The organism is Planctomycetota bacterium, assembly GCA_039819165.1.
Classification (GTDB): Bacteria; Planctomycetota; Phycisphaerae; order Phycisphaerales; family UBA1924; genus JAHCJI01.
On the sequence record JBCBSM010000001.1, the window covers coordinates 626417 to 650123 of the forward strand.

The 23707-nt window shown below is 69.6% G+C and carries 21 protein-coding genes; 13 read left to right on the forward strand and 8 right to left on the reverse strand.

Annotated elements, in window-relative coordinates; all coding sequences use genetic code 11:
• Positions 1-56: 56 nt before the first annotated feature.
• Positions 57-500 carry a hypothetical protein gene (locus AAFX79_02810; GenBank protein MEO1007473.1) on the reverse strand — a complete coding sequence of 148 codons (444 nt, stop codon included), beginning with the start codon at positions 498-500 and terminating at the stop codon, positions 57-59.
• A gap of 499 nt (positions 501-999) precedes the next feature.
• Here AAFX79_02810 and AAFX79_02815 point away from each other — a divergent pair, with 499 nt between their 5' ends.
• Positions 1000-2562, forward strand: coding sequence for a hypothetical protein (locus tag AAFX79_02815; GenBank protein MEO1007474.1), 1563 nt, complete (start codon positions 1000-1002; stop codon positions 2560-2562).
• Positions 2563-2604: 42 nt separating this feature from the next.
• Here AAFX79_02815 and AAFX79_02820 read toward each other — a convergent pair whose 3' ends face one another.
• Together AAFX79_02820 and thiS are read right to left on the reverse strand one after the other, a co-directional pair.
• Complete coding sequence (locus AAFX79_02820) at positions 2605-4344, reverse strand: choice-of-anchor I family protein (GenBank protein ID MEO1007475.1); 1740 nt, start codon at positions 4342-4344, stop codon at positions 2605-2607.
• A 170-nt stretch (positions 4345-4514) separates the two neighbouring features.
• A complete protein-coding gene (thiS, locus tag AAFX79_02825) occupies positions 4515-4787 on the reverse strand; it encodes a sulfur carrier protein ThiS (protein MEO1007476.1) in 273 nt (90 codons plus the stop codon).
• A gap of 91 nt (positions 4788-4878) precedes the next feature.
• On the opposite strand from thiS, the gene AAFX79_02830 reads away from it, so the two are divergent.
• On the forward strand, positions 4879-5745 hold the full coding sequence (locus AAFX79_02830) for a hypothetical protein (GenBank protein ID MEO1007477.1): 867 nt from the start codon (positions 4879-4881) through the stop codon (positions 5743-5745).
• A gap of 18 nt (positions 5746-5763) precedes the next feature.
• Here the strand turns inward: AAFX79_02830 and AAFX79_02835 are convergent, their stop codons facing one another.
• Positions 5764-8784: a hypothetical protein gene (locus tag AAFX79_02835; protein MEO1007478.1), complete on the reverse strand. Its 3021-nt coding sequence runs from the start codon at positions 8782-8784 to the stop codon at positions 5764-5766.
• A 99-nt stretch (positions 8785-8883) separates the two neighbouring features.
• Here AAFX79_02835 and AAFX79_02840 point away from each other — a divergent pair, with 99 nt between their 5' ends.
• A complete protein-coding gene (locus AAFX79_02840) occupies positions 8884-9759 on the forward strand; it encodes a thiazole synthase (protein ID MEO1007479.1) in 876 nt (291 codons plus the stop codon).
• Positions 9760-9977: 218 nt separating this feature from the next.
• Positions 9978-10952 carry a GC-type dockerin domain-anchored protein gene (locus AAFX79_02845; GenBank protein MEO1007480.1) on the forward strand — a complete coding sequence of 325 codons (975 nt, stop codon included), beginning with the start codon at positions 9978-9980 and terminating at the stop codon, positions 10950-10952.
• A gap of 72 nt (positions 10953-11024) precedes the next feature.
• Here AAFX79_02845 and AAFX79_02850 read toward each other — a convergent pair whose 3' ends face one another.
• Together AAFX79_02850 and AAFX79_02855 are read right to left on the reverse strand one after the other, a co-directional pair.
• Positions 11025-11255, reverse strand: coding sequence for a helix-turn-helix transcriptional regulator (locus tag AAFX79_02850; protein MEO1007481.1), 231 nt, complete (start codon positions 11253-11255; stop codon positions 11025-11027).
• 1 nt (position 11256) lies between these two features.
• Entirely contained in the window at positions 11257-11676 is a 420-nt protein-coding gene (locus AAFX79_02855) for a hypothetical protein (protein ID MEO1007482.1), read from the reverse strand.
• A gap of 200 nt (positions 11677-11876) precedes the next feature.
• Here AAFX79_02855 and AAFX79_02860 point away from each other — a divergent pair, with 200 nt between their 5' ends.
• A complete protein-coding gene (locus AAFX79_02860) occupies positions 11877-12479 on the forward strand; it encodes a nitroreductase family protein (GenBank protein MEO1007483.1) in 603 nt (200 codons plus the stop codon).
• On the opposite strand, the gene AAFX79_02865 is transcribed toward AAFX79_02860, so the two are convergent.
• Positions 12463-12870, reverse strand: coding sequence for a DUF962 domain-containing protein (locus AAFX79_02865; protein ID MEO1007484.1), 408 nt, complete (start codon positions 12868-12870; stop codon positions 12463-12465). The two genes, AAFX79_02860 and AAFX79_02865, sit on opposite strands and share 17 nt — an antisense overlap.
• A 191-nt stretch (positions 12871-13061) precedes the next feature.
• Between AAFX79_02865 and AAFX79_02870 the strand changes: the two genes are divergently transcribed.
• From AAFX79_02870 to AAFX79_02905, 8 genes are all read left to right on the forward strand, one after another.
• Positions 13062-13910 (forward strand): Coq4 family protein, encoded by an 849-nt coding sequence (locus AAFX79_02870; GenBank protein MEO1007485.1) that lies wholly within the window; start codon positions 13062-13064, stop codon positions 13908-13910.
• A gap of 72 nt (positions 13911-13982) precedes the next feature.
• Entirely contained in the window at positions 13983-15002 is a 1020-nt protein-coding gene (locus AAFX79_02875; GenBank protein MEO1007486.1) for an NAD(P)-dependent alcohol dehydrogenase, read from the forward strand.
• Positions 15003-15111: 109 nt separating this feature from the next.
• Positions 15112-16848 (forward strand): AarF/UbiB family protein, encoded by a 1737-nt coding sequence (locus tag AAFX79_02880; GenBank protein ID MEO1007487.1) that lies wholly within the window; start codon positions 15112-15114, stop codon positions 16846-16848.
• Positions 16849-16892: 44 nt separating this feature from the next.
• Positions 16893-18299, forward strand: coding sequence for a DUF418 domain-containing protein (locus AAFX79_02885; protein ID MEO1007488.1), 1407 nt, complete (start codon positions 16893-16895; stop codon positions 18297-18299).
• A gap of 31 nt (positions 18300-18330) precedes the next feature.
• Positions 18331-18732 (forward strand): transcriptional repressor, encoded by a 402-nt coding sequence (locus AAFX79_02890; protein MEO1007489.1) that lies wholly within the window; start codon positions 18331-18333, stop codon positions 18730-18732.
• A gap of 25 nt (positions 18733-18757) precedes the next feature.
• On the forward strand, positions 18758-19231 hold the full coding sequence (locus AAFX79_02895; protein MEO1007490.1) for a DUF3568 family protein: 474 nt from the start codon (positions 18758-18760) through the stop codon (positions 19229-19231).
• 241 nt (positions 19232-19472) lie between these two features.
• Entirely contained in the window at positions 19473-21443 is a 1971-nt protein-coding gene (locus tag AAFX79_02900) for a transketolase (GenBank protein ID MEO1007491.1), read from the forward strand.
• 46 nt (positions 21444-21489) lie between these two features.
• On the forward strand, positions 21490-22347 hold the full coding sequence (locus AAFX79_02905; GenBank protein ID MEO1007492.1) for a hypothetical protein: 858 nt from the start codon (positions 21490-21492) through the stop codon (positions 22345-22347).
• Here the strand turns inward: AAFX79_02905 and AAFX79_02910 are convergent.
• Entirely contained in the window at positions 22344-23672 is a 1329-nt protein-coding gene (locus AAFX79_02910; protein MEO1007493.1) for a SpoIID/LytB domain-containing protein, read from the reverse strand. The two genes, AAFX79_02905 and AAFX79_02910, sit on opposite strands and share 4 nt — an antisense overlap.
• Positions 23673-23707 lie beyond the last annotated feature (35 nt).

Here is a 23707-nt window from a genome sequence, read left to right on the forward strand (position 1 = left end):
CAACCGCGCGCAGCCGGTCGAACCGAACCGCACGCGGTTGCTCTATCACCCTGGCCTCAGAGTCGCCACTCCTTGGCGCTGGGCGAGATCTGGGTTGCCGGCGTCGACTTCGCCTTCCGCTCCTTCTTCGGACGGAACGCAGCCGCGTAGGTCTCGCCGACCTCGACCAGTTCGACCTGCCGCAGGTCGATGGTGGTTCGCTTGCCCTTGCCGCGCGAGACGACGACGTAGGGCAGGCTGACCGCCTCGATCCGCAGCGGGGTACCCGCGCGGCCCCACGGCTCCCACTCGCCCGAGGTGTCGCACTCGGGCCACCAGGGCAGCACGAGTCGCTCGAACTCGCCGCCGTACGGCCGCCACCAGTAGTTCTTGCGGACCATCAGCACGGCAACGTGCTGGCCCGGCCCGACATCCTCGGGCGCGAGCCGGCGCGACAGGATCGATGGTTCGGTGGACGCGCTCTGCGGGCGGAGCGCACGCTGCTGCACTTCGTGCTCCATGGCTCGTCCTCCTAAGAGGGCTACATGCGCGTGCGCGCGGGCGACGACGCATCACCCGGTCGCATGCGCGGATCGCGGGCCCAAGAATCAACTCCGGACCGGTTTGGGCGTGCGCGGGTCCGGCTCAGCCGGACGAAGCTCAGCCGGACAAAGAACCTCGCCGACTCGGCACGCGCAGGGCCCCGCCGCCGAATCGACGGCCGGGATCGTGCATTGCGTTGGCTGCGTTGCGCAGCATGGTCGGGGTTCCTTCGTGTCAGGCGCTCTGCGGCGAGCTCGTCACCGCGATCCCGCGCCGGGCGCAATCGACGGCGCGGGCCCCAAGTTTCCCGCGGGATGCCGTCGAGTCAAGAGTCGCCGCCGAGAAACTGCGTCCGCCCACGGTTATGTGGCCCCGGTTCTGGGTTCCGGCGTTGCGGGCTCCGGCCGCCGGGAACACTACAGTGGCCGGGGACGTTCGCGTGGATTGCGGCCCGATCGGCCGCGCAGGAGGATGCGGATGGCCGAACGCGGCAAGACCGGCGATCGACGCCAGGGGCTGGGCAACCGCGCCCGCAGCATGGCGGTGCGGGCCCTGGGCGAAGTGTCGTCCTTTGCGCACCCGAGCCCCGCGGAGATCTACGGCCGCTCGGCCCAGCAGGACGCCAGCACCCGAAACCCGCTGATCCTGATCCCGGGCATCCTCGGCTCGCGGCTGGTCTGGAAGAACGCGACGGGCGAGGAGGACGACTACCTCTGGGGAGGCTCGGATAAGGCGGGCTTCGCCGACCCCGAGGATCCCAAGGCCGTCCAGAAGATCATCCACCCGATGGAGCCCGGCACGCCGCTGCACGACCTGACCGACGAGGTGCGGTCGGCCGGCTCGCTGACCAAGCTGCGGCTGAGCATGCTGGGCTTCCCCATCGAGGTGCGCGCCTACGAGGCCATCCTGCGGATGCTCGGCGTGGGCGACTACGAGGCGTCGCTGCAGACCAAGGGCTCGCGGATGCGCGCGCAGCTGGACTACGGCTGGACCGCGCTCTCGACCTGCTTCCAGTTCGACTACGACTGGCGGCGGAGCATCCCCGAGAACGCCCGGCTGCTGGCCCGCTTCATCGAGCAGGTCCGCACCTTCTCGGCCCGCGACGCCCGCGTGTGCGATCCCGAGGGACTGAAGGTCGACGTCGTCGCCCACTCGATGGGCGGGCTGATGCTGCGGTACTACATGCGATACGGCGACCAGCTGCTGCCCGAGGACGGCTCGCCGCCCAAGCTGACGTGGGCAGGCGCCAAGAACGTCGAGCACGCCATCATGATCGGCACGCCCAACGCGGGCTCGACGATGTCGCTCGACAAGCTGGTGCACGGGCTGCCCGCCACGCCGGCGACGCCCGGCTACGCGTCGAGCTTCCTGGGCACCTTCCCGTCGATCTACCAGCTGCTGCCGCGGTCCCGGCACCGCTTCTTCATCGATGAAGCCACGGGTGAGCCGATCGAGGACCTGCTCTCGATCGAGCGCTGGATGAAGATGCGCTGGGGGCTGGCGAATCCTGCGATCGAGGACCACCTGGCCATGATGCTGCCGGACGTCGACGCACCCGCTCGGCGTGCGATCGCCCTGGATCACCTGGCCAAGTGCCTCCGTGAGACCGAGCGGGTGCAGGCCGCGCTCGATCTGCCCGCCAACGCGCCGCGGGACCTGGCGCTGCACCTCTTCGCCGGCGACGGCGCCCGCACGCCGAGGCATGTGGAGGTCGGCGTGGGAGATCAGAAGTTCCGCAACGCGGCGACCGAGTTCGGCGACGGCACGGTGCTGCGGTCCAGCGCACTCATGGACGAGCGGATGGCCGAGGACGAGCCCGGCCCGCGGGTCGTCACGCCGATTCGCTGGGACGCGGTGACCTTCATCCCGACGCACCATCTGACGCTGACGCGGCACCCCACGTTCATCAATAATGCGCTCTATATCTTGCTCGAGAAGCCGCGGCCGACGTGCCTGTACAGGGCACCCCAAGCCGCCGCCGCCCCGGCCGCGGCCCAGCCCGGGGGGCGTGCGAACGGGGCGGCGACCGGGACGACGTGAGGAGCGATCGGGGATCGCGCCCGGCATGATGCCGAGGGGTCTCTACCCGTCGAGGGCGGCCCGCAGCAGCAGCAGAACGTCGATGAGGTCGACGCGGCCGTCGCCGTCGAGATCCTCCGGGCAGCCCCGGCACGGTCCGAGCGCATCGAGCAGGATCAGCAGGTCAAAGACGTCGACGATGCAATCGCCGTTGAGGTCGGCGAAGACCGTACAGCCGCCGTCGGCGATGACACGGTAGATCGCCGTCGTGCCGGAGACCTCGTGCGCCGCAACGAGCAGGGGCTCGCCGATGGGGCTGTCGTCGGCCGGAATGAAGACCAGGCCCTCGGGCGCAAGGTCGCCAGCCGTGCCCGCGGCGGGGTCGCCGCCGAAGTCGCGGCTGGTTGCATAGGTCTCGAAGATGGGTTCCCTTGGATCGGTGATGTCGTACACGAAGATGCCACCGACGCGCTCGGCACCGATGAAGGCATAGGTCCGCGAGCCGATCTCACCGAGCGTCAGCGCCTCGGGCTCGGGCCCCTTGTCGTCCGAGCGATCGTCGAAGCTGCCGTTCTCGTCGTTCGTGCTGTTGAAGTCGTCGGGCAGGATGCCGGCCGTGATCCTCTCGAAATCGGATCCCGAATCGAACACGAGATCGCCGTCGGTCGTGAAGATGCTGAAGCTGCGTCCGCCGTAGCTAAAGAGCTGATCGAAGTCGCCGTCGCCGTCAGGGTCGCCCGCAGTGGTCGTGATCTTCAGGCGGCCCAGATTCGCGTCGTCCTGGATCGCGGCGGCGTGCGGGAATGCCACGGGGTCGAGCACCACGTCGCCGACGCGCGCCTCCTCCGAGAAGCCGTCGTAATCGCGGGCGTCGCCCTCGTTTGCCGTCACGATGAGCGTCGAATCGCCCATGGCATAGGAAGCGATGGAATCCGGCAGGTAGAAGCCCAGTACGGGCCAGCTGCGGATGTTGATCGCGTCGTCACGATTGGAGGCATCCAGTTCGTTGTCCGGTGCGGCGTGGTCCTTGGTGCCAAGCCCAAAAATGTCGGTGACCCACGCGAAGGGGATGAACACCTCGACGATGGCGTTGTTCTCCTGGCACACGACGTAGGCGAAGCGGGAGTCCTCGGAAATCGTGATGAACTCAGGCTCCAGGTCCTGGGCGATCGATGCGCCAGGGCCGAAGATCCGCACGCCCCCATCGAGGTCCCCAGCGCGCAGCCGTCCGAAGCCCGCGGTCCGGACGTCCCGCTGCCGCACCGGGTGATCACCGCGGATGCGGATCACGCTGACCGAGCCCTCGGGGTCGACGGTGTAGTCGTCGCTGGGCTCGCCCTCGTTGGCGACCAGCAGCCAGCGGCCGTCCGGGCTGTACGTGAGCATGTCGGGCAACGCGCCGACCTCAACGCTCGACTCGAAGCTGCCGTCGTTGCCGAAGAACACCACCGAACCCGGGTCCTGTGGGGGGTCGGCTTCGACGGCCACCGCAACACGACCGCCCGAGACGTCCACGGAGTTCACGCCCGCGCCGAAGGAGGACAGGTCGATGGTGAATGCCAGGATCGGCCTCGACGGATCGGTGATGTCGAGGGCATCTACGGTGTTTGCGTTGGCGTTGGTGACGAACACGAGTCCGCTATCGGCGTCGAAGGCCGCGATCTCGGCGGCGCCCTCGTCGAAGGCTCCCGATTCGAAGCGGCCCAGGAATTCCACCGAGACGTCCTGCGCCGCGGCCGAGGTTACGGCGGCACCGAGGGCTAGCCCGGCCAGCATCGACGCTGCTTGCGCGCGAGTGTGCATGTTCTCTCCTTCGTTTCTGCGGGATGCGAGTCGCCCACATCGATCGACGCGCGCGATCCTGAGCGCGGCAACGCTACGTCGGATCGCATCACGGATGGTGACGTGAGGCGCTCAGCTTGCGCGATGTACGAATTCAGATGTAGTTAAGCGTGATCGGTGGACCGGCGTCGTCAGCCGCCGCCAACGAGCGTCACGATCTCTATCTCATCGTGCTCGGCGAGGATGATGCGGCCGTGCTCGGCACGGGGCGCGATGGTGCGGTTGACCTCAACCGCGCAAGTCGCCGAGGCCAGGCCAACCTGTTCGAGAAGATTGGCGATCGTGGTGCCTGGTGGAAAGCGATGCTGCTGGCCATTGACCACGACCCGGATGGTGCAGACCGCGGAATCAGCGTTGCTCGCCTGGACGGCGGTACCGGCCGGATCGTCGCTCGATCGCCCCATGGTTCCGATGATACCTGAGCCCGCGGATTGCTGCAATCCCGTTCGCGACGGGCGAGGCAAACCCCCACCGCTCCGCCGCATACCCTTCGACATGCGGCAGTCGTTTAGGATGGCCGGGCGGACCCTGGGGCGATCGCGGTTGTCGTTTGTTGTCGGATGCACCGGCCTCGTCGTGGTTCTGGCGAACCTGGGAGGCTGCGACAATTCGTATCCCCACGACAGCCCCGAGGCGCTGCTGGACTCCACCCGACAAATGGTCCTCGACGGCGAGATCCGCCGCGTGCACGAGCTGACCTGGTCCGAGGGCGACGGCGAAGCCCTCGTCGTCGAGCGGCTCGCGCGGACGCTCGGCGTGCTCCAGCGGTTGGGCGGAGCCGTCGCGGATGCCTTCCCGGACGAGGTCGAGGGCATCCGCCGGCAGGCCGACGAGGCCGCCGCGGACGGCCGAATCGATTCGCTCATAGGCCGGGCGCTCACGGCCCAGCCCGGCGCCGCCCGCGGCGTGCCCCGCGCCGTGGAGGATCGGGCCGCGATGCGGCGTGGCCTGGACGGCGTGGTCCGCGAGCTGCTGGGCGATCCGTACGGCTGGATCGAGCGCAACGCCGAGGCACTCCAGCCCGTGCGGGTGACCGACGACATCGTGGCGCTGTCCTGGCGGGACAAGCCCGTGCTCGGGCTGCGGATCGTCGAGCGGGACGGGCTGTGGTACTACGACATCCCGTTCGATCTGCCGCTGCTGCGGGGGTTCGGCCCCAAGAGCGACGAGGACTTCGAGATCCTGGCGGAGTTGGTTGCGAGCATCCACAATACGCTGCTCGACCTGGCCAAGGAGGTCGAGCGGGGCGAGCACGAGAACCTCGAGTCCGTCGCGCAGCAAGCCGGCGAGTACGCGCTGCCCACGGTGGTCATCGTGATGGTCGCCTACGGCAAGGCGCTCGAGAACCGCGACGACGGCTGATCGCCCCAACCGCGCAATCTAGAAGCCCAACGCCGAGTTGCCCAGGCGATCGAGCGCTTCCCGCCGGCGATCGATCACGGTCGGCCGGAGCCGGACGCCGACGGTCGTCTCGCCCGTGATCTCGTTGAACCGAACCCGGCCGGTGAGCACGAGGTTGGGAATCTCGCGCGAGAGGCTGGCGCCGATGCTCTGCAGCGAGTTCTCGTCGGCGTCGTACACGCCGTCGACGGCGATGTCGTAGCGATCGCTGAGCTGGTAGGCGGCGCCCGCAGAGGCGTAGGTGTCGTCGGGTGCGCCGATGTGGCGGACCTCGCCGAACAGCCGCGTTGTGGGCGAATGGTCGATCTGGAACCCACCGACGATCTCGGCGTTGCGATCCAGATCCAGGTCGTAGGTGTACTGGAAGGTGAGCCCGACCGCGTCGGTCGCCTGGTAGGCGGCGCGGAGATCGAAGGCGTCGCCCAGCTGGCTCCGCTCCGGGTTGGCGTCGAAGAACCGCGGGATGCGGTCGTCGTCGGGACGCTCGTCGCCCGCGAAGTGCAGGTGCGTGGAGAGCGTGAGCACGTCCACGGACTCGTACGCCCCGGTGGAGCCCCGCTTCGTCTGGAAGGTCTGGTCGATGCCGAAGCGGGTCGCGAAGCCCTCGGCCACATTCTCCACGAATTCGTCGTAGACCGGCAGCGCACCCTGGGGCACTTCGCTGTCGGCGTACCAGAACGTCGCGTTGGGCTCGACCACGTGCCTCAATCGGTAGAGGTCGAGCGCCGGCACATCGACGCCGTCGTACACGCGGGTGAGCTGCGTCGAGAGCCTCGCCCCCGCCGTGCCGCGGACGCGGGCTTCGTCGGCCTCGTCGCTGAATTCCTCGAACTCGGTGTCGTACGCCGTCACGCGGCCGCCGACGAAGGGCTGCACGCGGACGGGGCCGAGATCGAGCTGGGCCGAGAGTTCGTGGCGGGTATCGAAGCGGAAGATCGATCGTTCGGTGAGGCCCTCGGCCCGGAGGGTGTCGTCGAGGGTCTCGCTCGGCGCGATGCCGAAGGCCGCCATCGAGCGGGTGGGCGTATCGAAGCCCAGCTCGGCCGCCGTTGGCTCGGTGAAGTTGAGCCGCAGCTGGCCCATGCGGGTGTCCGACCCGTAGGTCAGCAGCCCGGGGCGGACGCCGGGCAGCAGGTCGTCGCCGGGGCGGATGTACCGCGCCTCGGGCAGCCGCTCGGCGATGTAGCCCCTCGAGCGGAGCTGGTAGTCGCTGACCAGGAAGTCGTTGGTGAGGAACTCGGTGCCGACCAGCAGGCTGCTGGCGTCGTCGATCCGCTGGAGCGAGCCGCCGGTGACCGCCTCGCGGCGGCTGGAGGTCAGGTTGGGCGCGAAGGCCGACAGCACGTTCTCGTCGCTGAAGAAGGCGCCCTCGGCCCGGAAAGTCCACAGGTCGTCGAGTTGATCGATGTGCTGCAGGAGCCCGATGAAGCGGTTCTCGTCGTCGCGATCGATGCGTGCGCCCGTGGTGAGCTGGTCCGTGCCGCTATCGCTGACGAGGTTGTACACGAACAAATCGCCGCCGTCCCACCGCACCTCGCCGCCGAAGGCCGGACCGCGCTCGAAGTAGAGATCGAGCAGCACGTCCAGGTCGATGCCCGCGGGCTTCTCGACGCCCAGCAGCGAGAAGCCGTCCCAGGCGGTTCGGATGGCCGCACCGGTCCTGGACGAGTTCTGGAACGCCAGCCGCCGCAGCGGGATCTGGGTCGGATCGCCGACGTAGACCGGCCAGTACAGGAACGGGACGTCGAGGGCCCGCACGGTGATGTTCCGGGCATCGGCGATCAGGCGATCGCGGTCGGGCCGAGGTTCGCTGCGGACCGTCACGGTGCTGGCGCCGAGGGCAAGGTGCGGCCGGAAGAAGCCGGTGTTGGTCAGCTGCGCATCGGTCGCGGTGAACTCCCGCAGCGACCGCTGCCGGATCTCGCCGGCCCGCACGAAGATGGGCGTGGGCCAGTCGGGCGGATCGGCCCGGAAGACCGCCTCGATCAGCAGCGCACGGTCCTCACGCAGGTCGTAGTAGACCCGCGGGGATCGCACCCGGTATCGCTCGGCCCCGCCCCGGCGATCGATCTCGATGTCGACCGTGACGTCACCCTCGAGGTACAACCCGGCGACGTCGGCGGCATCCAGCCGGCGCAGCCCGCCGAGATCGGCCTCGTGGAACAGCACCGCGTCGCGTGCCGTCAGCTGCGCGCGACGCCCGCCCTGCGTGTCCTGGAACTGGACGATCACCGGACCGTCGAGCACGACGGCGTACTCGGGTCGCTCGCCCTCCGCGGCCTGGCGGACGAGCATCTGCTGCACGCCCGCGGCATCGAACCACACCCGGCCTCGCGTGGGCAGGATGGGCTCGCGGGTGGGCAGCCCGCCCAGCCGCAGCTGGGCGCTATCCAGGAGGCTCCGCAGCGCGGCGTCCTCGTCGGCGAGCGTCTGCGTATCGGCGACGGGGAGCGCGAGCCCGACCGACTCGCGGAGCCGCTGGGCGAACCGCGACTGGGCGACCGCGGTCGTCGCGGCGAGCGGGGACTCGCGCTCGACGGTGATCGCCGACAGTGCGAGCGTGGAGCCCGCCGCCAGCACACCCTCGATGGGCAGCAACGGGCCGGAGACGCCGCTGCCGGGCGAGCCCGTAGGGATGAGGGCGTCCTCGAGCACCAGGAAGAACTGCTGGCGTCCATCGGGCAGCCGCTGGAACCAGCCGTGGGCCGCGTCGGCGGATACCTCCAGCGTGCCCACCGAGGCCCGCACGTCGCCCTGCAGGTACACCCGCCGCGTCGTTTCGACGCCGGCCCGCAGCGGGCGATCCGACCACAGCCGCGCGCGGCCGCCGGCGAGCCGCAGCGTCGCGACCGGGGGCGTGCCCGGCGCGACGAGCACGACGGGCCCGAAGCCGTCTCCCGTGATGTCGAAGGGATCCACCGGGACGGGCGGCGACGCATCGGGCTGGGCCACGGCGTGGGCCGCGGCCACGCACAGCACCAACGGGGTCAGCAGGGTCATCAGCCGCCATCCTGGCATGGCCCGAGTGTAGCGACCGAGATCGCCCCCAATCGCGAAGCGATCGGGCGTGCGGCGCGGCCGCTTCCCCTAAAATCGGCCATGACGAGCACCGACACCGCGGGACCCTCTACCGACACGACCCCCGACGCAACATCTGACGCCCCGCTGGGCGTCGCCGGGCGAACCTTCGCCAGCCGGCTCTTCGTGGGCACGGGCAAGTACGCCAGTTACGACCTGATGCAGCGGTCGCTCGAGGCCAGCGGCTGCGAGGTGGTCACCGTGGCCGTCCGCCGCGAGCGGCTGGTCAACGAGCGGGGCGAGAGCCTGCTCGACTACATCGACACCGGCCGCTACACCATCCTGCCCAACACCGCCGGCTGCTTCACGGCCGACGACGCCGTCCGCGTCGCACGGCTCGGCCGCGAGCTCCTCGACCAGCTGGGCAATGCCGGCCGGGACTGGGTCAAGCTCGAGGTGCTCGGCGACAAGCGCACCCTGCTGCCCGATCCCGTCGGCACCGTCGAGGCGACCGAGCAGCTCGTCAAGGACGGCTTCCGGGTGCTCGTGTACTCCAGCGACGATCCGATCGTCGCGAAGCGGCTGAAGGACCTTGGCGCCGCGAGCGTCATGCCGGCCGGCAGCCCCATCGGCAGCGGCCGCGGCATCGTCAACCACGCCAGCATCGTGCTCTGCCTCGAGGCGCTCAAGGACGGCGACTCAGACTACCCGGTGATCGTCGACGCCGGCGTGGGCACCGCCAGCGACGTGAGCGTGGCGATGGAACTCGGCGCCGATGGCGTGCTGCTCAACACCGCCATCGCGCACGCGCAGGACCCGGTCCGCATGGCCCGCGCGATGCGGCTCGCACTCGATGCCGGCCGCCAGGCGTACCTTGCCGGCCGCATGGACCAGAAGCTCTACGCGACGGCGAGCAGCCCCTTCGAGGGTGCGATCAGCTACATCCCGGGCGAATAGACCCGCCCAGAAATACTTCGCCCGCCGCGTAAGTAGAACCCCGCCCGTTCGCTCTTCTGGACAAGCGGGGTCGGGCGCAACGCGTGTTGCCGCTCCGCCGCCGCCCGGCATCGGACGCACCCATCTACTCGCAGATGGTCCATCTGGACCAGGGCCGGACGGCGTTTCGCCATCCGGCGGCGCTGCATCGCGCCGCCGCTTCTCGTCGGGAGATCACCATGTCGCATCGCACCAACATCTTCGTTCGGGCAGCGTGCCTGGCACTCTGCGTGGGCGCCCCCGCGCCGGCACTGGCGCAGCAGCTCGTGCTCGAGGAGCACGCCAACGTGCAGATGATGGTCGAGAGCGTGCTGCACGGCGTCGCCATGGAGGCGACCTTCGGCGGTGTCGGGCCGGCCGATGGCGCGCTCGACCTATTCGGCACCTTCGACGCCTCGTTCTGGTCGGCCCAGGGCAACGGCGTCGTTGGCGGTGGCGACATGTCGCTGCAGTACTCCGGCGAGCTTCTGGCGACGCCGGACGGCCTGGAATCGCCCGCCAACGGCAGCGGCCAGTGGGCCGGCGACGTCTGGAACAGCTCGATCGTCGGGCTGTGGACGCTCGACGACACCGGCACCGAGCTCGTCGCCCTCGATTACGACGAGGTGGCCGACGACGGCGGCGCGCTCAAGCCCAAGTGGTGGGTCAAGGCGCTCGAGGCCATCGCTGGCGGCGCCATCGGCAGCATCGGCGGCGTGGGCGTGGGCACCATCGAGGGCGCCATCGCGGGCGTCAACCTCAGCAACCTGATCTTCTCGGACACCAGCGCAACCGGCGACCCTCCCGCCGGCCGTCCCGGCGCCGATGTGACGATCGAGATGTCGCCGCCCATCGACGCCGACCAGATCGTCGTCGTGGTCGCCGGCGACGGCCGCGTCGAGGGCCACCACCGCTCGGGCACCACGTCGGTCCGCTTCGTCGGCGAGTGGTTCGTCGATCCGGGCACCGGCGGCCAGGTAACGGGCACGATCACGCTGGAGTCCTCCGGCTGCATCGCCGACTTCGACGGCGACGGCGCGCTGACCGTCTTTGACTTCCTCGCCTTCCAGAACGCCTTCGCATCGGGCGACGCCACGGCCGACATCGACGGCGACGGCGCCCTCACCATCTTCGACTTCCTGGCGTTCCAGAACCTGTTCGCTGCTGGGTGCTAGGCCAGCCAACGGCCCATTGTCCCCCTCGGCATCGCGAGCCCGGCCCGCTCCCCTGGGTCGGGTTCGCGTGTCCTATGCGCCATCGCCGGTCGGCTCGTACGCGAACACATCCTCCAGGCCGACCCCCAGCGACCGCGAGATCTTGAAGGCGACCTCCAGCGTGGGCGAGTACTTGCCGCCCTCGATCGCGTTGAGTGTCTGGCGGCTGACGCCGACCCGCTCGGCGAGCTGTCGCTGGGTCATCTCGCCACGCTCGAAGCGGAGCCGGCGGATGCGGTTAGTGACGGCCGTCGAGCGAGCCACGCTACAGCCCCCGGCGGTAGTAGAGGATCTGCAGCCCGAAGCGGAGCAACTCCGACAGGAAGAGCGACGCCAGCAGCAGGTGGGCGGTCCAGACCGCCTCGACCCCGAGCACCATCAGCGTGATGCCCGCCAGCACGCCGACGCCGAGCAGCCAGCCCGAGTTGGCCTCCGCCCGCCAGCCGACCAGCCGATCCCGCTCATCTGCCTTCTCCGGCCGGCCGGTGGCCACGGCGACCACATGGCCGGCGATCAGCACCACCACCAGCAGCGCCACAGCGATGGCGAAGACGGGCGCATACGCGGGCAGGGCCGTGACGCCGTGGGCGAGCATGATGCCCGCGATCGCGAAATAGGCCCCCAGGACCAGCCCGACGGCGGCGGCCTGGATCCACACGCTCTTCTCGGCAAACGACGCGTTCATGGGTGCCGTCCTTGTATGTCAGCCAGAGTGGACACTATGTCAAGTATACACGACACTGTAAACATGTCAAGTATGCTTGACAAGGCAATCGCGATGCGGCTCCTTGGCGGGTTGCGGGCCGAATCACGCTTTGGGACGGGACGCCGGCCGTAGGCTGCCGGCCACTCGCAACCGATGCCCCACTCTCAGGAGATGCCGACTTGGATACGTTCGACGCCATCTACTCGCGCCGCGCCGTCAAGCACTTCGATGCCGACCACCGGATGCCCGAGGCCGACCTCACGAAGCTGCTCGAAGCGGCGATCCAGTCGCCGACGAGCTTCAACATCCAGCACTGGCGGTTCGTGGTCGTGCAGGACCCCGAGCTCCGCGCGCAGATCCGCGCCAACGGCAACGACCAGGCGCAGATGACGGATGCCAGCGTCCTGATCATCATGACCGGCGACGTCAAGGCCTGGACGAAGGAGCCCGGCCGCTACTGGCAGAACGCGCCGGACGAGGTCCGCGACCTGCTGGTCAACTGGATGGGCCCCTTCCACGAGGGCAAGGAGCAGCTCCAGCGCGACGAGGCGCAGCGCTCCATCGGCATGGCGATGCAAACGATCATGCTCGCTGCCAAGGCACTAGGCTACGACAGCTGCCCGATGATCGGCTACGACCACGACGCGGTCGCCAAGCTCATCAACCTGCCCGGCGACCACTGCATCGGGCCGATGGTGGCGATCGGCAAGGGCACCAAGGACCCGTGGCCCAAGCCGGGCCAGCTGCCGCTGGGCGAGGTCGTGGTCACCGATCGCTTCTGATCGGTTGCGCGTCGACCCGCTGGGGCACCGGCTCGCGGAGCGGCCGCTGCAGCGTCAGGATCTCGTAGGTCATCTTGAAGTCGCCCAGCACGGAGTAGAGCGGTTGCTTGAAGGTCCGCGGCCGGTTGTGCTCGACCAGCAGGTGGCTCAGCCACGCGGCGCCGTACGCGACGATCACGCCGACGAGCAGCAGCCACCAGGTCATCGAGATCGCGGCGAGGAGCACGGCCGCGAACAAGCCGAGCGTGCCCAGCACGTGCCACACGCGGGTTGCGGGCTTCTGGTGGTCGGCGAGGTAGGCCGGATAGAACTCGCCGAAGCACGCACAGCCTTCCGTCTCGGGGCAGGCCTCTTCGACGTAGCTGCCGCTCGGGGGCTCGGCGTGGATCATCGACGTCTCCTTCGGGCGTGGGGTCGCTGGTCGGGCCCGACGCTCCGCCGGGCGGCCGCACCGAGCCCAACCCCTCTCGGCACGGCCGCTATTCGCGATATCATGAGAAAGGTCCGCGATGCCGCCCGCGGTCATATCGGTCCTACCGGGCGGGCTGTTGGTCGGGGCCCCGCTGGCAGGTGGAGTTGATCATGGCCGTCCTGAGCGCGTTCCTGAGCAAGCACAGGAATCACCACCAGCACGCGTCCTACCTGACGCTCGTCAAGGGCGTGGTGGGCATGCTGATCGACCCGGAGCACACCGAATCGGTATTCGACATCGAGGACGGCCTCCGCAAGTCGGACGCGACCTGCGAGCTGCTGCGATTCTCGACGCAGGATCCGGGCGTGATGGCGATGGTCGAGGAGCGGTACCTCCAACCCGTGCCCGACACCGATGCGCTCCGCCGGCTGCCGACGGGCACGCTCGGCCGCGCCTACGTCGATCATCTCGAGTCCATGGGCTACGACCCGGACTACTACCGCAAGATCGAGGTCAAGACCGACGCCGAGTACATCATGATGCGGATCCGCCAGACGCACGATATCTGGCACGTCGTGACCGGCTTCGACACGCACCCGCTCGGCGAGATCTCGGTCAAGGCCGTCGAGCTGGCGCAGACGCACCGGCCGATGGCGGCGGCGATCTGCGCGGGCGGCATATTCCGCTACATGATGAAGCAGCCCGACGAGTTCGGCGACTGCATCGACACCATCGTCGCGGGCTACCACCTGGGCCTGCGCGCCAAGTCGCTGCTCTCCATGAAGTGGGAGCAGCACTGGGCCGAGCCGCTGGAGGACCTGCGGCGGCGGATGGACGTCGAGCCGCTGGGGCCGCACGGCGGGCAGCTGACGGTATCGCTCACCCCCCACTCTCGCTCTGTTGCCGACCGCTGGGTGCGATCGGAGATGGCCGACGCGCTGGCGCGGATCGAGCGGGAGGATCCCGAAGCGGCCGCGGCCGAGCCCGAGTCGGACCACGACCACAGCGAGCACGCCTAGAGCCCGCGCGGTGCCTGGGGTGTGCGGTCGCTCGCGGGACTACCGTCCCGCGAACCCCCCGAGGAGCACCGCATGCCCACGACCGTCAAGGCGATGGCCGCCGAATCCGCCGGCGCCGAGCTCACGCCCTTCGAATACGAACTGGGCGACCTTGGCGCGCACGAGGTCGACATCGACGTGGAGACCTGCGGCATCTGCCACAGCGACCTCTCGATGCTCAACAACGACTGGGGGCAGAGCGCCTACCCGCTCGTCGCGGGCCACGAGGCCAGCGGCCGCATCGCCGCCGTGGGCGAGCACGTGCAGGGGCTGGAGGTCGGCCAGCGGGTCGGCCTGGGCTGGTTCAGCGGCTCGTGCATGCACTGCCGCCAGTGCATGCGGGGCGATCACAACCTGTGTGCTGAGACTGAGGCGACCATCGGCGGCCGCCACGGTGGGTTTGCCAGCCGCGTTCGGTGCGGCGCGGAATGGGCCGTGCCCATCCCCGACGGCGTCGATCCGGTAAAGGCCGGCCCCCTGTTCTGCGGCGGCATCACGGTGTTCAACCCCATCGTGCAGATGGGCGTGCGGCCGACCGATCGCGTGGGCGTCATCGGCATCGGCGGGCTGGGGCACCTGGCGCTGCAGTTCCTGGCCGCGTGGGGCTGCGAGGTGACGGCATTCACCTCGACGGGCTCGAAGGCCGACGAGGCCAAGACGCTCGGGGCCCACCGCATCGTGGATTCGCGAAGCGATGCCGCCATCGAGGAGCAGGCCGGCCGCTTCGACTTCATTCTCTCCACCGTCAACGTCGGGCTGAACTGGGACGCCTACCTCGCGGCGCTCGGGCCCCGCGGGCGGCTGCACTACGTCGGCGCGGTCGCCGAGCCGATCGAGTTCGGCGTGTTCGATTTGCTTATGCAGCAGCGTGAGATCTCCGCGACGCCGCTGGGCAGCCCCGCGACGACGGCGAGCATGCTGGAGTTCTGCGGCCGCCACGGCATCGAGGCCGTCACCGAGACCTTCAAGATGTCCGAGGCCAACGACGCGCTGCAGCACCTAAGGGGCGGCAAGGCCCGCTATCGCATCGTGCTCGAGCAGGATCTGGCGTAGGCGTGTGGCACGCTCCGGGCGATCGTCGCCGCGGTCCCAGCCCGGCCAGAAAACGCGGAGCGGGGATGTTCGCTATCGGAGCCGCCGTCTCTGGACCGACGGACTGAGCATGGCCGTGTACCTCTTTAATCCGCGCCGCACCATCCGCAACGCGCAGCGGGCCCGCGAGATCCTGCAGACCTTCGCCCGCTTCGGGTTCCAGGAGTTCATCCACGAACTGCAGCTCGATCGGCTGGTGCTGCGGGGCAGTCGCTTCGTCGGGCTGGCCAAGCCGGACGCCAAGGTCCAGCGCACGCCGCTGGCGGTCCGGCTCCGCCAGGCGATGGAGGACCTGGGGCCGAGCTTCGTCAAGATGGCCCAGATCCTGTCGACGCGGCCCGACCTCATCCCGCCCGAGTGGGCCGAGGAGTTCCGCACGCTGCAGAGCTCGGTGCGGCCCGTGCCCGCCGACAAGATGCGGGCCCACCTCTCGACGCTGTATGGCGGCGATGCTGGCAAAGGCGTAGACGAACGATTCCGAGTGATCGACGAGGAGCCGCTGGGTTCTGGGTCGATCGCGCAGGCGCACCGGGCCGAGCTGCGGGACGGCACCGAGGTGGTGCTCAAGGTGCTGCGTCCCGGGATCCACCGCGTCATCGAGGCCGACGTCGAGATCCTGCGCGTGCTGGCCCGCTTCGCGGAGAGCCGATTCCGTGATCTGGGGTACAGCCCGATGCAGATCGTCGAGCAATTCGCCCAGCAGGTGCAACGCGAGCTGGACCTTACCCGCGAGCTGCGGTCGATCGACCGCATGCGGGCGGCCTTCCGCGAGGACGACCGCATCGTCTTCCCGCGTGTATTCGCCGAGCACAGCACGGACGCGGTGCTGTGCATGGAGCGGGTCCACGGCACGCTGCTCGGCCGGGCGGCGGACGACGAGTTCACGCTCGCCGAGCGCGAGTCGATCGTGGCCATCGGCAGCGACATGGTCTTCCGCCAGTGCTTCGAGATCGGCTTCTTCCACGCCGACCCGCACCCCGGCAACCTGTTCGTGCGCCGCCGGGAGGGCCACGTGGATGGGGACGACTCGCCCGTCCAGCTGTGCCTGATCGACTTCGGCATGACCGGCGAGATCGATCCCCGCACGGCCGAGCTGCTGGCCGACATGGTGCATGGCACGGTCTCGGGCGATCTCGATCGCGTGCTGGAGGGCGTGCTGGAGCTTGCGGGGGCCAACCCGCTGCGGATCCGAGAGCGGGCGCTTCGCACCGACGTGTGGGAGTTCATGTCCCGCTTCGAGACCGCGAGCCTCGATGGGCTGAAGATGGGCGGGCTGCTCGGCGACTTATTCGTGAAGGTCCGCCGCCACGATCTCGAGATCCCCGCCGACATCGTGTACCTGGTCAAGGCCATCGCGACCATCGAGGGCGTGGGCGAGCAAGTGTGCCCGTCGTTCGACCTGGTGGGCCACGTCACGCCGCACATGGAGCGGCTCGTGCGGCGGCGGCTTGGGTTCGGCGCGCTGCGGAGGCGGGTCGAGCGATCGTCGATGGCCTACGCCAAGCTGCTCGACCGCGTGCCCACCGCCGCCAGCGGTCTGCTGCACACCGTCCGCAGCGGTGACCTGGAGGTCCAGCTCCGCCACAACGGGCTGGACAACGTGACCCACGAGATCGAACGGGCCAGCCGCAACATCAGCTACGCGCTGGTGATCAGCGCCCTGGTCGTCGGCGGGGCCATCCTGATGCTGGCCGATCGCGCCGGCTCGGGCCCGCAGGCGGGGTTGCTCTTCTGGGCGGCCATCGGCTGCTTCGTGCTGGCGGTCGGCCTCGGCATCGTGCGGGCCCTGACGCGGACGAGTGTGTAGGGGATCACCGCAATCGCGAGGCCGATGCGGCTAACAATGCCCGCATGGACCAGCCCGACAGCGACGCTCCGAGTCCGACGCCAGGGCAGCCACCCCTGCAGGAGGCTGCGCATCCCCCGCTCGAGCGGCCGGCCGCCCCGCTGCTGCTGTCCTCCGGGCCGACCCGGGGCGGCGAGCGGATCGCCGGCATCGACGTGCTCCGCGGCTTCGCGGTGCTGGGCATCTTCGTGATGAACCTGCCCACCTTCGCCTACAGCCGCTACGCCTTCATGGACCCCTCGCTCCAGGGCGGCCTGGATGCCGCCGCCGACCGCTGGGCGTGGATCGGCTCGCACGTCGTCTTCGAGATGAAGATGATGACGCTCTTCAGCCTGCTGTTCGGCGCCGGCCTGTTCATCATCGCCGACAGGCAGCGCCGCCGGCGAAAGGCCTGGGATGGCATGGGCCGCCGCCCCGCGAGACCCGCGGCGGTGATCTACAGGCGGCTTGGCGTGCTGCTGCTCGTCGGACTGGTGCACGCGTACCTCGTGTGGGAGGGCGATATCCTGTTCACCTACGCGGTGCTGGGCGCGCTCGTCTTCCCGCTCTACCGGCTGCCCGCGGGCTGGCTGGTGGCACTCGCGTGCCTGCTGCTACCCGTCGCGATGGCGAGCAACTTCGGCTTCGGCTGGTTCTTTGAGGCCTCCCGCGACGCCTGGGATCTGCAACAGGCCGACCCGGAGCGATTCGCGGCCCTCCCGGGCTGGCAGCAGGAATTCGCCGACGAATGGCCCGACCTGAGCCGGGACTTCGCCCCGACCGAGGAGATGCTGGCCGAGGAGCGGCGGGTCTTCCAGGGCGGATTCCTCGACCTGATGCCCAGCCGGGCGGAGCAGGCGTTCTTCATCCAGGTGCCCATGATGCTGATGTTCAGCCTGTGGCGGGTGGGCGGCCTGATGCTGCTGGGCATGGCGCTGTTCAAGAGCGGCGGCCTCCGCGGGGCCTGGTCGGTGCGGACCTACGCCGCGCTGGCCGTGCTCGGGCTCGGGCTGGGATATCCGATGGCGTTCTGGGGCGCCCGAGGCATGCTGGCGAGCGACTTCGACGTCGTGCACCTGTTCAAGGTGGGCTGGAACACCAACTACGTCGCGAGCCTGCTGGTGGCGATGGGCTACTTCGGGCTCGTGTTCTTGATCTGTAAGATCAATATTTTCAGCATGTTGCGCTTGGTGCTGGCCTCGATCGGCCGCCTGGCGCTGACAAACTACCTGATGCAGTCGGTCATCGCGGCGACCCTGTTCTACGGCTACGGCTTCGGCCTGTGGAACGAGATCGGCCGGGCCGGCTTGCTCGGCGTCGTGGCCGGGGTCTGGATCGGACAGGCCGCCTTCTCTACTCTTTGGCTTCGCGTTTTCGATTTCGGGCCGTTGGAGTGGCTCTGGCGGCGCACGACCTACCCGTCCGCTACGTAGCCATTTCCCCGCCCGCGAGGAGGGTCTTCCCGTGACTCGCGACACCCGACAACGCCGCGCGATCCGCACCGTCTTCGCCGACGCCGACGGCCCGCTGAGCCCCCAGGAGGTGCTCGAGCGGGCCAAGCACACCGTGGCGGGCATCGGGCTGGCCACGGTCTACCGCAACATCAAGCTGATGGTCGAGGACAGCGAGCTGTCGCCCGTGGACCTCCCGGGTGAGCCGTCTCGGTACGAGTCGGTGCAGCGGGCCCAGCAGCACCACCACTTCTTCAAGTGCGAGCAGTGCGGGCGGGTCTTCGACATCATGGGCTGCGTTGGCAACCCCGATTCGCTTGCGCCCGACGGCTTCTCGGTCACCCGGCACCACATCGTGCTGTACGGCGACTGCCAGCGAGAGGACTGCAAGGCCCGGGCCCATGTGTCCGCGTAGGCGAGCCGGCTCGATCTCCGGATCGATGCGGCTGCTCGCGGCCGCCCTGCTGGCGGGGTCCTGCGGCGGGTGCGCCGCCGCCGCCGCGGTGCCGATCTTCAGCGTGGCGTCGGCGGGCGCGTCAACCGCCAACGTTGGTTACGCGACCTGGCGGGGCTCCAGGCTGCAGTACGTCGACCTGGTGGGCATCGACCGGATGACCAGCGCCGCCCTCACGGTCTTCGACGAGTTGAGCCTCACCGTCAGCGAACCCCGCGACACGGCCCTGGAGGCCGTGATCGTCGAGCGGAGCTACGTCGTTCGCACCGAGCGGGGCCGGCTGGCGGAGATCCAGATCGACCGGCTGACGCCGTCCATGACCCGATTCACGATCGACGTGGGCCTGTTCGGCGACCGGGCGTCGGCGCGGCTGCTGGTGGACAGCATCCAGCGCGAGCTGCGGCGGATGATCGACGCCGATGCGGCCGCCGGCCGGTCGCCCGGGGCCGCCGATCCCTGAGCAATTCGCGAATCCTCGGGTCGCGGCGGTTGCCATCGTCCGGAGGGTTGCAGATACTCCCGGCACGCCGTCGCGGGGCCGGAGATCGGTCCGCCACCCGCGCCGGCCGCAATCTCAGGCACCGCCCCGCGCGGCGTCCGGAGCTCTTGGGGATAGACGGCCGACGGTCCTCCGCGGACCCGCTCGCATCGGCCCTTTCCGCCCACGGTCTCGGCGACCGTCGGGCGAGAAAGGAAGCCCGATGTCCTTCGAAGCCGCCGTCCACGCCCAGGCCATCGATCTCTGCCGCATGTCGCTCGACATGACCGATGCCGCCGGAAGCGGACACCCCACCACGGCCATGAGCCTCTCGCACCTCGTCACGGTGCTGATGTTCCACACCATGCGGTGGAGCCCCGAGTACCCCGACTACCCGACCAGCGATCGCCTCGTGCTGAGCTCGGGCCACGGCGTGCCGGTGGTCTACGCCGCGGCCTGCAAGCTGGGGGTGATGGTCGGCAAGGATCCCGACAACCGTCGGCCGCTGACCCTCGACGACGCGATGAATCTGCGGTCCCAGGACAGCGAGCTCGACGGCCACCCCAACCCGATGGAGGGCTTCCCGTTCTTCGACGCGGCCACGGGCTCGCTGGGCCAGGGGCTGAGCGTCGCCTGCGGCGTCGCCGAGGCCGACATCCTGGATGAGCGCGACCGCCTGGTGTACTGCATCCTGGGTGACGGCGAGGCCCGCGAGGGCCAGGTCTGGGAGGCGATCGACTACATCGCCGAGCGCGGCCTCCGCGGCGTGCTGCCGATCTTCAACTGCAACGGCTTCGGCCAGGCCGGCCGGGTGAGCAACCAGCAGTCGCCCGAGACGCTGCACAGCAAGCTGGAGAGCGCGGGCCTGCGGGTGTCGCGGATCAACGGACACGATCCGTCGGCCATCCTCGCGGCCTTCGAGGACTTCCGCCAGAACGCCGGTGCCGACGACGCGAAGCCCTTCGCGATCGTGGCCGAGACGGTCAAGGGCTGGGGCGCCCCCTCGGTGCAGGGCGGCGGCTGGCACGGCAAGCCGCCGTCGGGCCCGGCGCTCGAGCGGGCCAAGAGCGAGCTGGACGAGCGGCGCGGCGAGCTGACGAGCGCGCTCTCGAGCGCCGATAGCTTCGCCATCCAGCCGCCCAGCGAGCCCAAGCAGCCCGCGGCCGGCGCGGGCGAGATGCCGAGCATGGGCGAGGCCATGAAGCAGTTCGACATGGAGAGCCTGCTGCACACCGGCAGCCTGGCGACCCGCAAGGCCTACGGGCTGGCGCTGCGGGCGATGGGCCGCCCGCTGCCCGAGGTCGTGGTGCTCGACGCCGACGTGAGCAACTCGACCTTCGCCGAGACCTTCGCCAAGGACGCCGAGCTGGCCCCCCGCTTCTTCGAGTGCAAGATCGCCGAGCAGCACATGATCTCGATGGGCGTGGGCCTGAGCGCCGCGGGCAAGACGGCCTTCTCGTCGTCGTTCGCCAAGTTCGTTACCCGCGCGTACGACCAGATCGAGATGGCCATCAACAGCGGGGCCAACCTCAAGATCGTCGGCAGCCACAGCGGCGTCACGCTCGCCGCCGACGGCCCCAGCCAGATGGGCCTGCCCGACATCAGCTGGTTCCGCAGCTTCACCACCATGCGGGACCACCGCGGCAACCCGGGGTGTTACGTGCTGCAGCCCAGCGACGCCTACAGCGCCTACGCGCTGACGCAGGTCATGGCCGAGTACGAGGGCGTGTGCTACATGCGGACGCACCGGCCCGACGTCGAGTTCCTCTACTCGAGCGAGGACGTCTTCAACCTCGGCGGCTTCGAGGTGCTCAACGAGGGCCGCGACGTGCTGATCTGCGCGTCGGGCTACATGGTGCACGAGGCCAACAAGGCCATCGAGCTGCTCGACAAGGCCGCGATCCAGGCCACACTGGTCGACATGTACAGCCTGCCCTTCGACACCGACAAGCTGCTGGACCTCATCTCGGCCAACGGCGGATTCGTGATCTCGCTGGAGGACAACTACGGCGGAGCGCTGGGCGGCGCCATCGCCGACGCCATCGCCGAGAGCGGCGACGGCTTCACCCTCAAGCAGATGCACGTGCGGCACATCCCCAAGAGCGCCCGCACCCCCGAGGAGCTGCTGGCGGCCTGCGGCCTGACGGCGGACGACCTCGTAGAGAGCGTGAAGGACGTGCTGCAGCTGGTGTAGGGGCGGCGGCGGATGCGGGAGAGACCTCCGGCCTCGGGCGACCGCGATGCACCGCTTGCTACCCCTCTCCGAGATCCTGCGGCGGACGCTGGGGGTATGCGCCGATCTGCACGACGACCTCGAACGGAAGCCGCTCGAGGTCGACGCGATCGGCTCGACGGCGCAGTGCGAGCCACGACGCCGGGTGGCGCCCGACGGCGTGCAGAGTACCACCTTTGGATCGACGGTCGCCATGAACGACCGGCACCTGCTCGTCGGCGACCCGATGGTGGTGCGGTGCGCCGCACCGGGTTCCTGCTACGCCGGCGCCATGCACGCCTATCGCCTGGTGGATGGCGCCTGGACGCTCGGGCAGATCGTCGTGCCGCCGGACGCAACCTACGGAGATCGCTTCGGCTACCGCATCGACCTCGACGGCGATCGGATGATCGTCGGCTCGGTCTTCGCGCAGCTCGCGGGCTTCAGCGCGGGCGCGGCCTACGTGTACGAGTTCGACGGCACGCAGTGGATCGAAACCGGCCGCATCGCGCCTCCCGAGCCCATTGCCTGGTCGGACTTCGGCTCGAGGGTGGGCATCGACGGCGACCTGGCGGCGGTTGGCGAGGGGGCGGCCTATCTCTTCCGCCGGCAACCGGACGGCGACTGGCGGCAGGCGGCCCGGCTCGTGCCGCCGACAACGAGCTACCTCTTCGGCTTGTCGGTCGCGACCTGGGGTGGGCGCGCTGCCAACGCCGCCCCCGCGAGCCCGACGGCGACAACGGCGGCGCGGTGCACGTGTTCGATCTTGCTTGCCTGCTGTGTGCGCCCGACCTCGATGCCGACGGCCAGCTCACCCTCTTCGATGGCTCGCCTTCCAGGCCGCCTTCGATGCGGGCTGCGATGGCTAGCTGGCGCCGCGGCCTAGTACACCCGCTCCACGCGGGCCCCGGGATAGAAGTTCGCCAGGATCCGCTCGGCGTGCCACCGCCGCATTGCGAGTGCGTGCGCCGAGAACTGGCACATGCCCACACCATGGCCGAAGCCGCGGCCGCGGAAGACGAAATGGCCGCCCGACGCCACCGCTTCTAGGTCTCCGCTCCGCACGAGCTGGTCGCCGGTTGCCGCGGGCAGGCCCTCCGCCGCCGCGTTGAGCGCTCCGCGGAGTTGCTCGGCCTCGAGAACATAAGATACGCCGTTGCGCTCATGCACCGAATAGTGCGTCGGCCGCCCGACGCGGTTGGTGGAATGCACGCCGATGAACACGACGTCGCGGGCGAGCCGCAGGTCGTGTCCGTTGGTTGCGCCCCAGGCCCGCAGGCGTCGGGTGACGTCCTCGGTCGAGCGCCGCACCGTCCAGCGGTGGTACGGCGACGCCTCACTTGCGTGCACGATGCGTCGCGCCTGCAGCGGAGCCGCCAGGTTGTAGCCGAAACCCGGGCCGTCGGGCCAGGTGTCGGCGGCGCTCGCGGACCGCCCCCCCGCAGTGGAGGAGTAGTACGCCTTGAGCGGCCGTCCGCGCCACGACAGGATCCGTCCGCGCGTGGCGATCGTCGCGTCGATCGCGCGCCTTAGCGTGGTTCGGCCGCCGAACGCCTGATCGGCGGTCGAGGCCATGACGTCGTAGCCGCGGCGTGCACGCAACGCTTCGCCCATCTCGTGCACGGCGTACGAACGGGCGGCGACGGCCTGCGCCTCGAAGGCGGCCGGGTGCCAGCTCGGATACAGCTCTCGCGCGATGACCGAAGCCACGTACTGCTCCAGATCGACGACGTTGATCGCCGTGAGCCCGTCGCCGCCCGCCTGAACTTGGACCTCGCCGGCGTAGGCGGCGCCGTCGAGTTCGACCGCGGGCGCCTCGGCGAACCACTCGGGCGTGTACCGGGGAGGCGGCGGCACGGCGCGGGGTTCGGCCGAGGCCAGCGTGACCGAGCCGGCCACCCGTAGCCGTTCGCCCGCGGCGTCGAGCACGACGGTCGCTCCGTCGGCGATCATCCGAATGGGGGTGCGGAGGACGCTGGTGCGCCCCGTGTTCCGGATCAGCACGAGCCGCGGGCCGGTCACCAGGATCTCGTCCGCCGCGTGCGCGATGCGGACCCGGATGGTGCCACCGTGGGCCGGCAGGCCGGCCACTCCGTCGAAGGCCGGCGGCGGCCCCGCCGATTGGCATGCCGACGAGCCAATAGCAACGCAGCACGCCAGCAGGCACGCCGCCCGCAGGCACCAGTGCGCGATGCTCCGTCGGCGAGCCATCCGTGCCCTCATCGACGCGAAACAGGAGTTCGGGG

Excerpts from the sequence above, each read along its gene's own strand:
- AAFX79_02810 (MEO1007473.1), bottom strand. The coding sequence starts at position 500 with ATGGAGCACGAAGTGCAGCAGCGTGCGCTCCGCCCGCAGAGCGCGTCC.
- AAFX79_02815 (MEO1007474.1), top strand. The coding sequence starts at position 1,000 with ATGGCCGAACGCGGCAAGACCGGCGATCGACGCCAGGGGCTGGGCAAC.
- AAFX79_02820 (MEO1007475.1), bottom strand. The coding sequence starts at position 4,344 with ATGCACACTCGCGCGCAAGCAGCGTCGATGCTGGCCGGGCTAGCCCTC.
- thiS (MEO1007476.1), bottom strand. The coding sequence starts at position 4,787 with ATGGGGCGATCGAGCGACGATCCGGCCGGTACCGCCGTCCAGGCGAGC.
- AAFX79_02830 (MEO1007477.1), top strand. The coding sequence starts at position 4,879 with ATGCGGCAGTCGTTTAGGATGGCCGGGCGGACCCTGGGGCGATCGCGG.
- AAFX79_02835 (MEO1007478.1), bottom strand. The coding sequence starts at position 8,784 with ATGACCCTGCTGACCCCGTTGGTGCTGTGCGTGGCCGCGGCCCACGCC.
- AAFX79_02840 (MEO1007479.1), top strand. The coding sequence starts at position 8,884 with ATGACGAGCACCGACACCGCGGGACCCTCTACCGACACGACCCCCGAC.
- AAFX79_02845 (MEO1007480.1), top strand. The coding sequence starts at position 9,978 with ATGTCGCATCGCACCAACATCTTCGTTCGGGCAGCGTGCCTGGCACTC.
- AAFX79_02855 (MEO1007482.1), bottom strand. The coding sequence starts at position 11,676 with ATGAACGCGTCGTTTGCCGAGAAGAGCGTGTGGATCCAGGCCGCCGCC.
- AAFX79_02865 (MEO1007484.1), bottom strand. The coding sequence starts at position 12,870 with ATGATCCACGCCGAGCCCCCGAGCGGCAGCTACGTCGAAGAGGCCTGC.
- AAFX79_02870 (MEO1007485.1), top strand. The coding sequence starts at position 13,062 with ATGGCCGTCCTGAGCGCGTTCCTGAGCAAGCACAGGAATCACCACCAG.
- AAFX79_02875 (MEO1007486.1), top strand. The coding sequence starts at position 13,983 with ATGCCCACGACCGTCAAGGCGATGGCCGCCGAATCCGCCGGCGCCGAG.
- AAFX79_02880 (MEO1007487.1), top strand. The coding sequence starts at position 15,112 with ATGGCCGTGTACCTCTTTAATCCGCGCCGCACCATCCGCAACGCGCAG.
- AAFX79_02885 (MEO1007488.1), top strand. The coding sequence starts at position 16,893 with ATGGACCAGCCCGACAGCGACGCTCCGAGTCCGACGCCAGGGCAGCCA.
- AAFX79_02895 (MEO1007490.1), top strand. The coding sequence starts at position 18,758 with ATGCGGCTGCTCGCGGCCGCCCTGCTGGCGGGGTCCTGCGGCGGGTGC.
- AAFX79_02900 (MEO1007491.1), top strand. The coding sequence starts at position 19,473 with ATGTCCTTCGAAGCCGCCGTCCACGCCCAGGCCATCGATCTCTGCCGC.
- AAFX79_02905 (MEO1007492.1), top strand. The coding sequence starts at position 21,490 with ATGCACCGCTTGCTACCCCTCTCCGAGATCCTGCGGCGGACGCTGGGG.
- AAFX79_02910 (MEO1007493.1), bottom strand. The coding sequence starts at position 23,672 with ATGGCTCGCCGACGGAGCATCGCGCACTGGTGCCTGCGGGCGGCGTGC.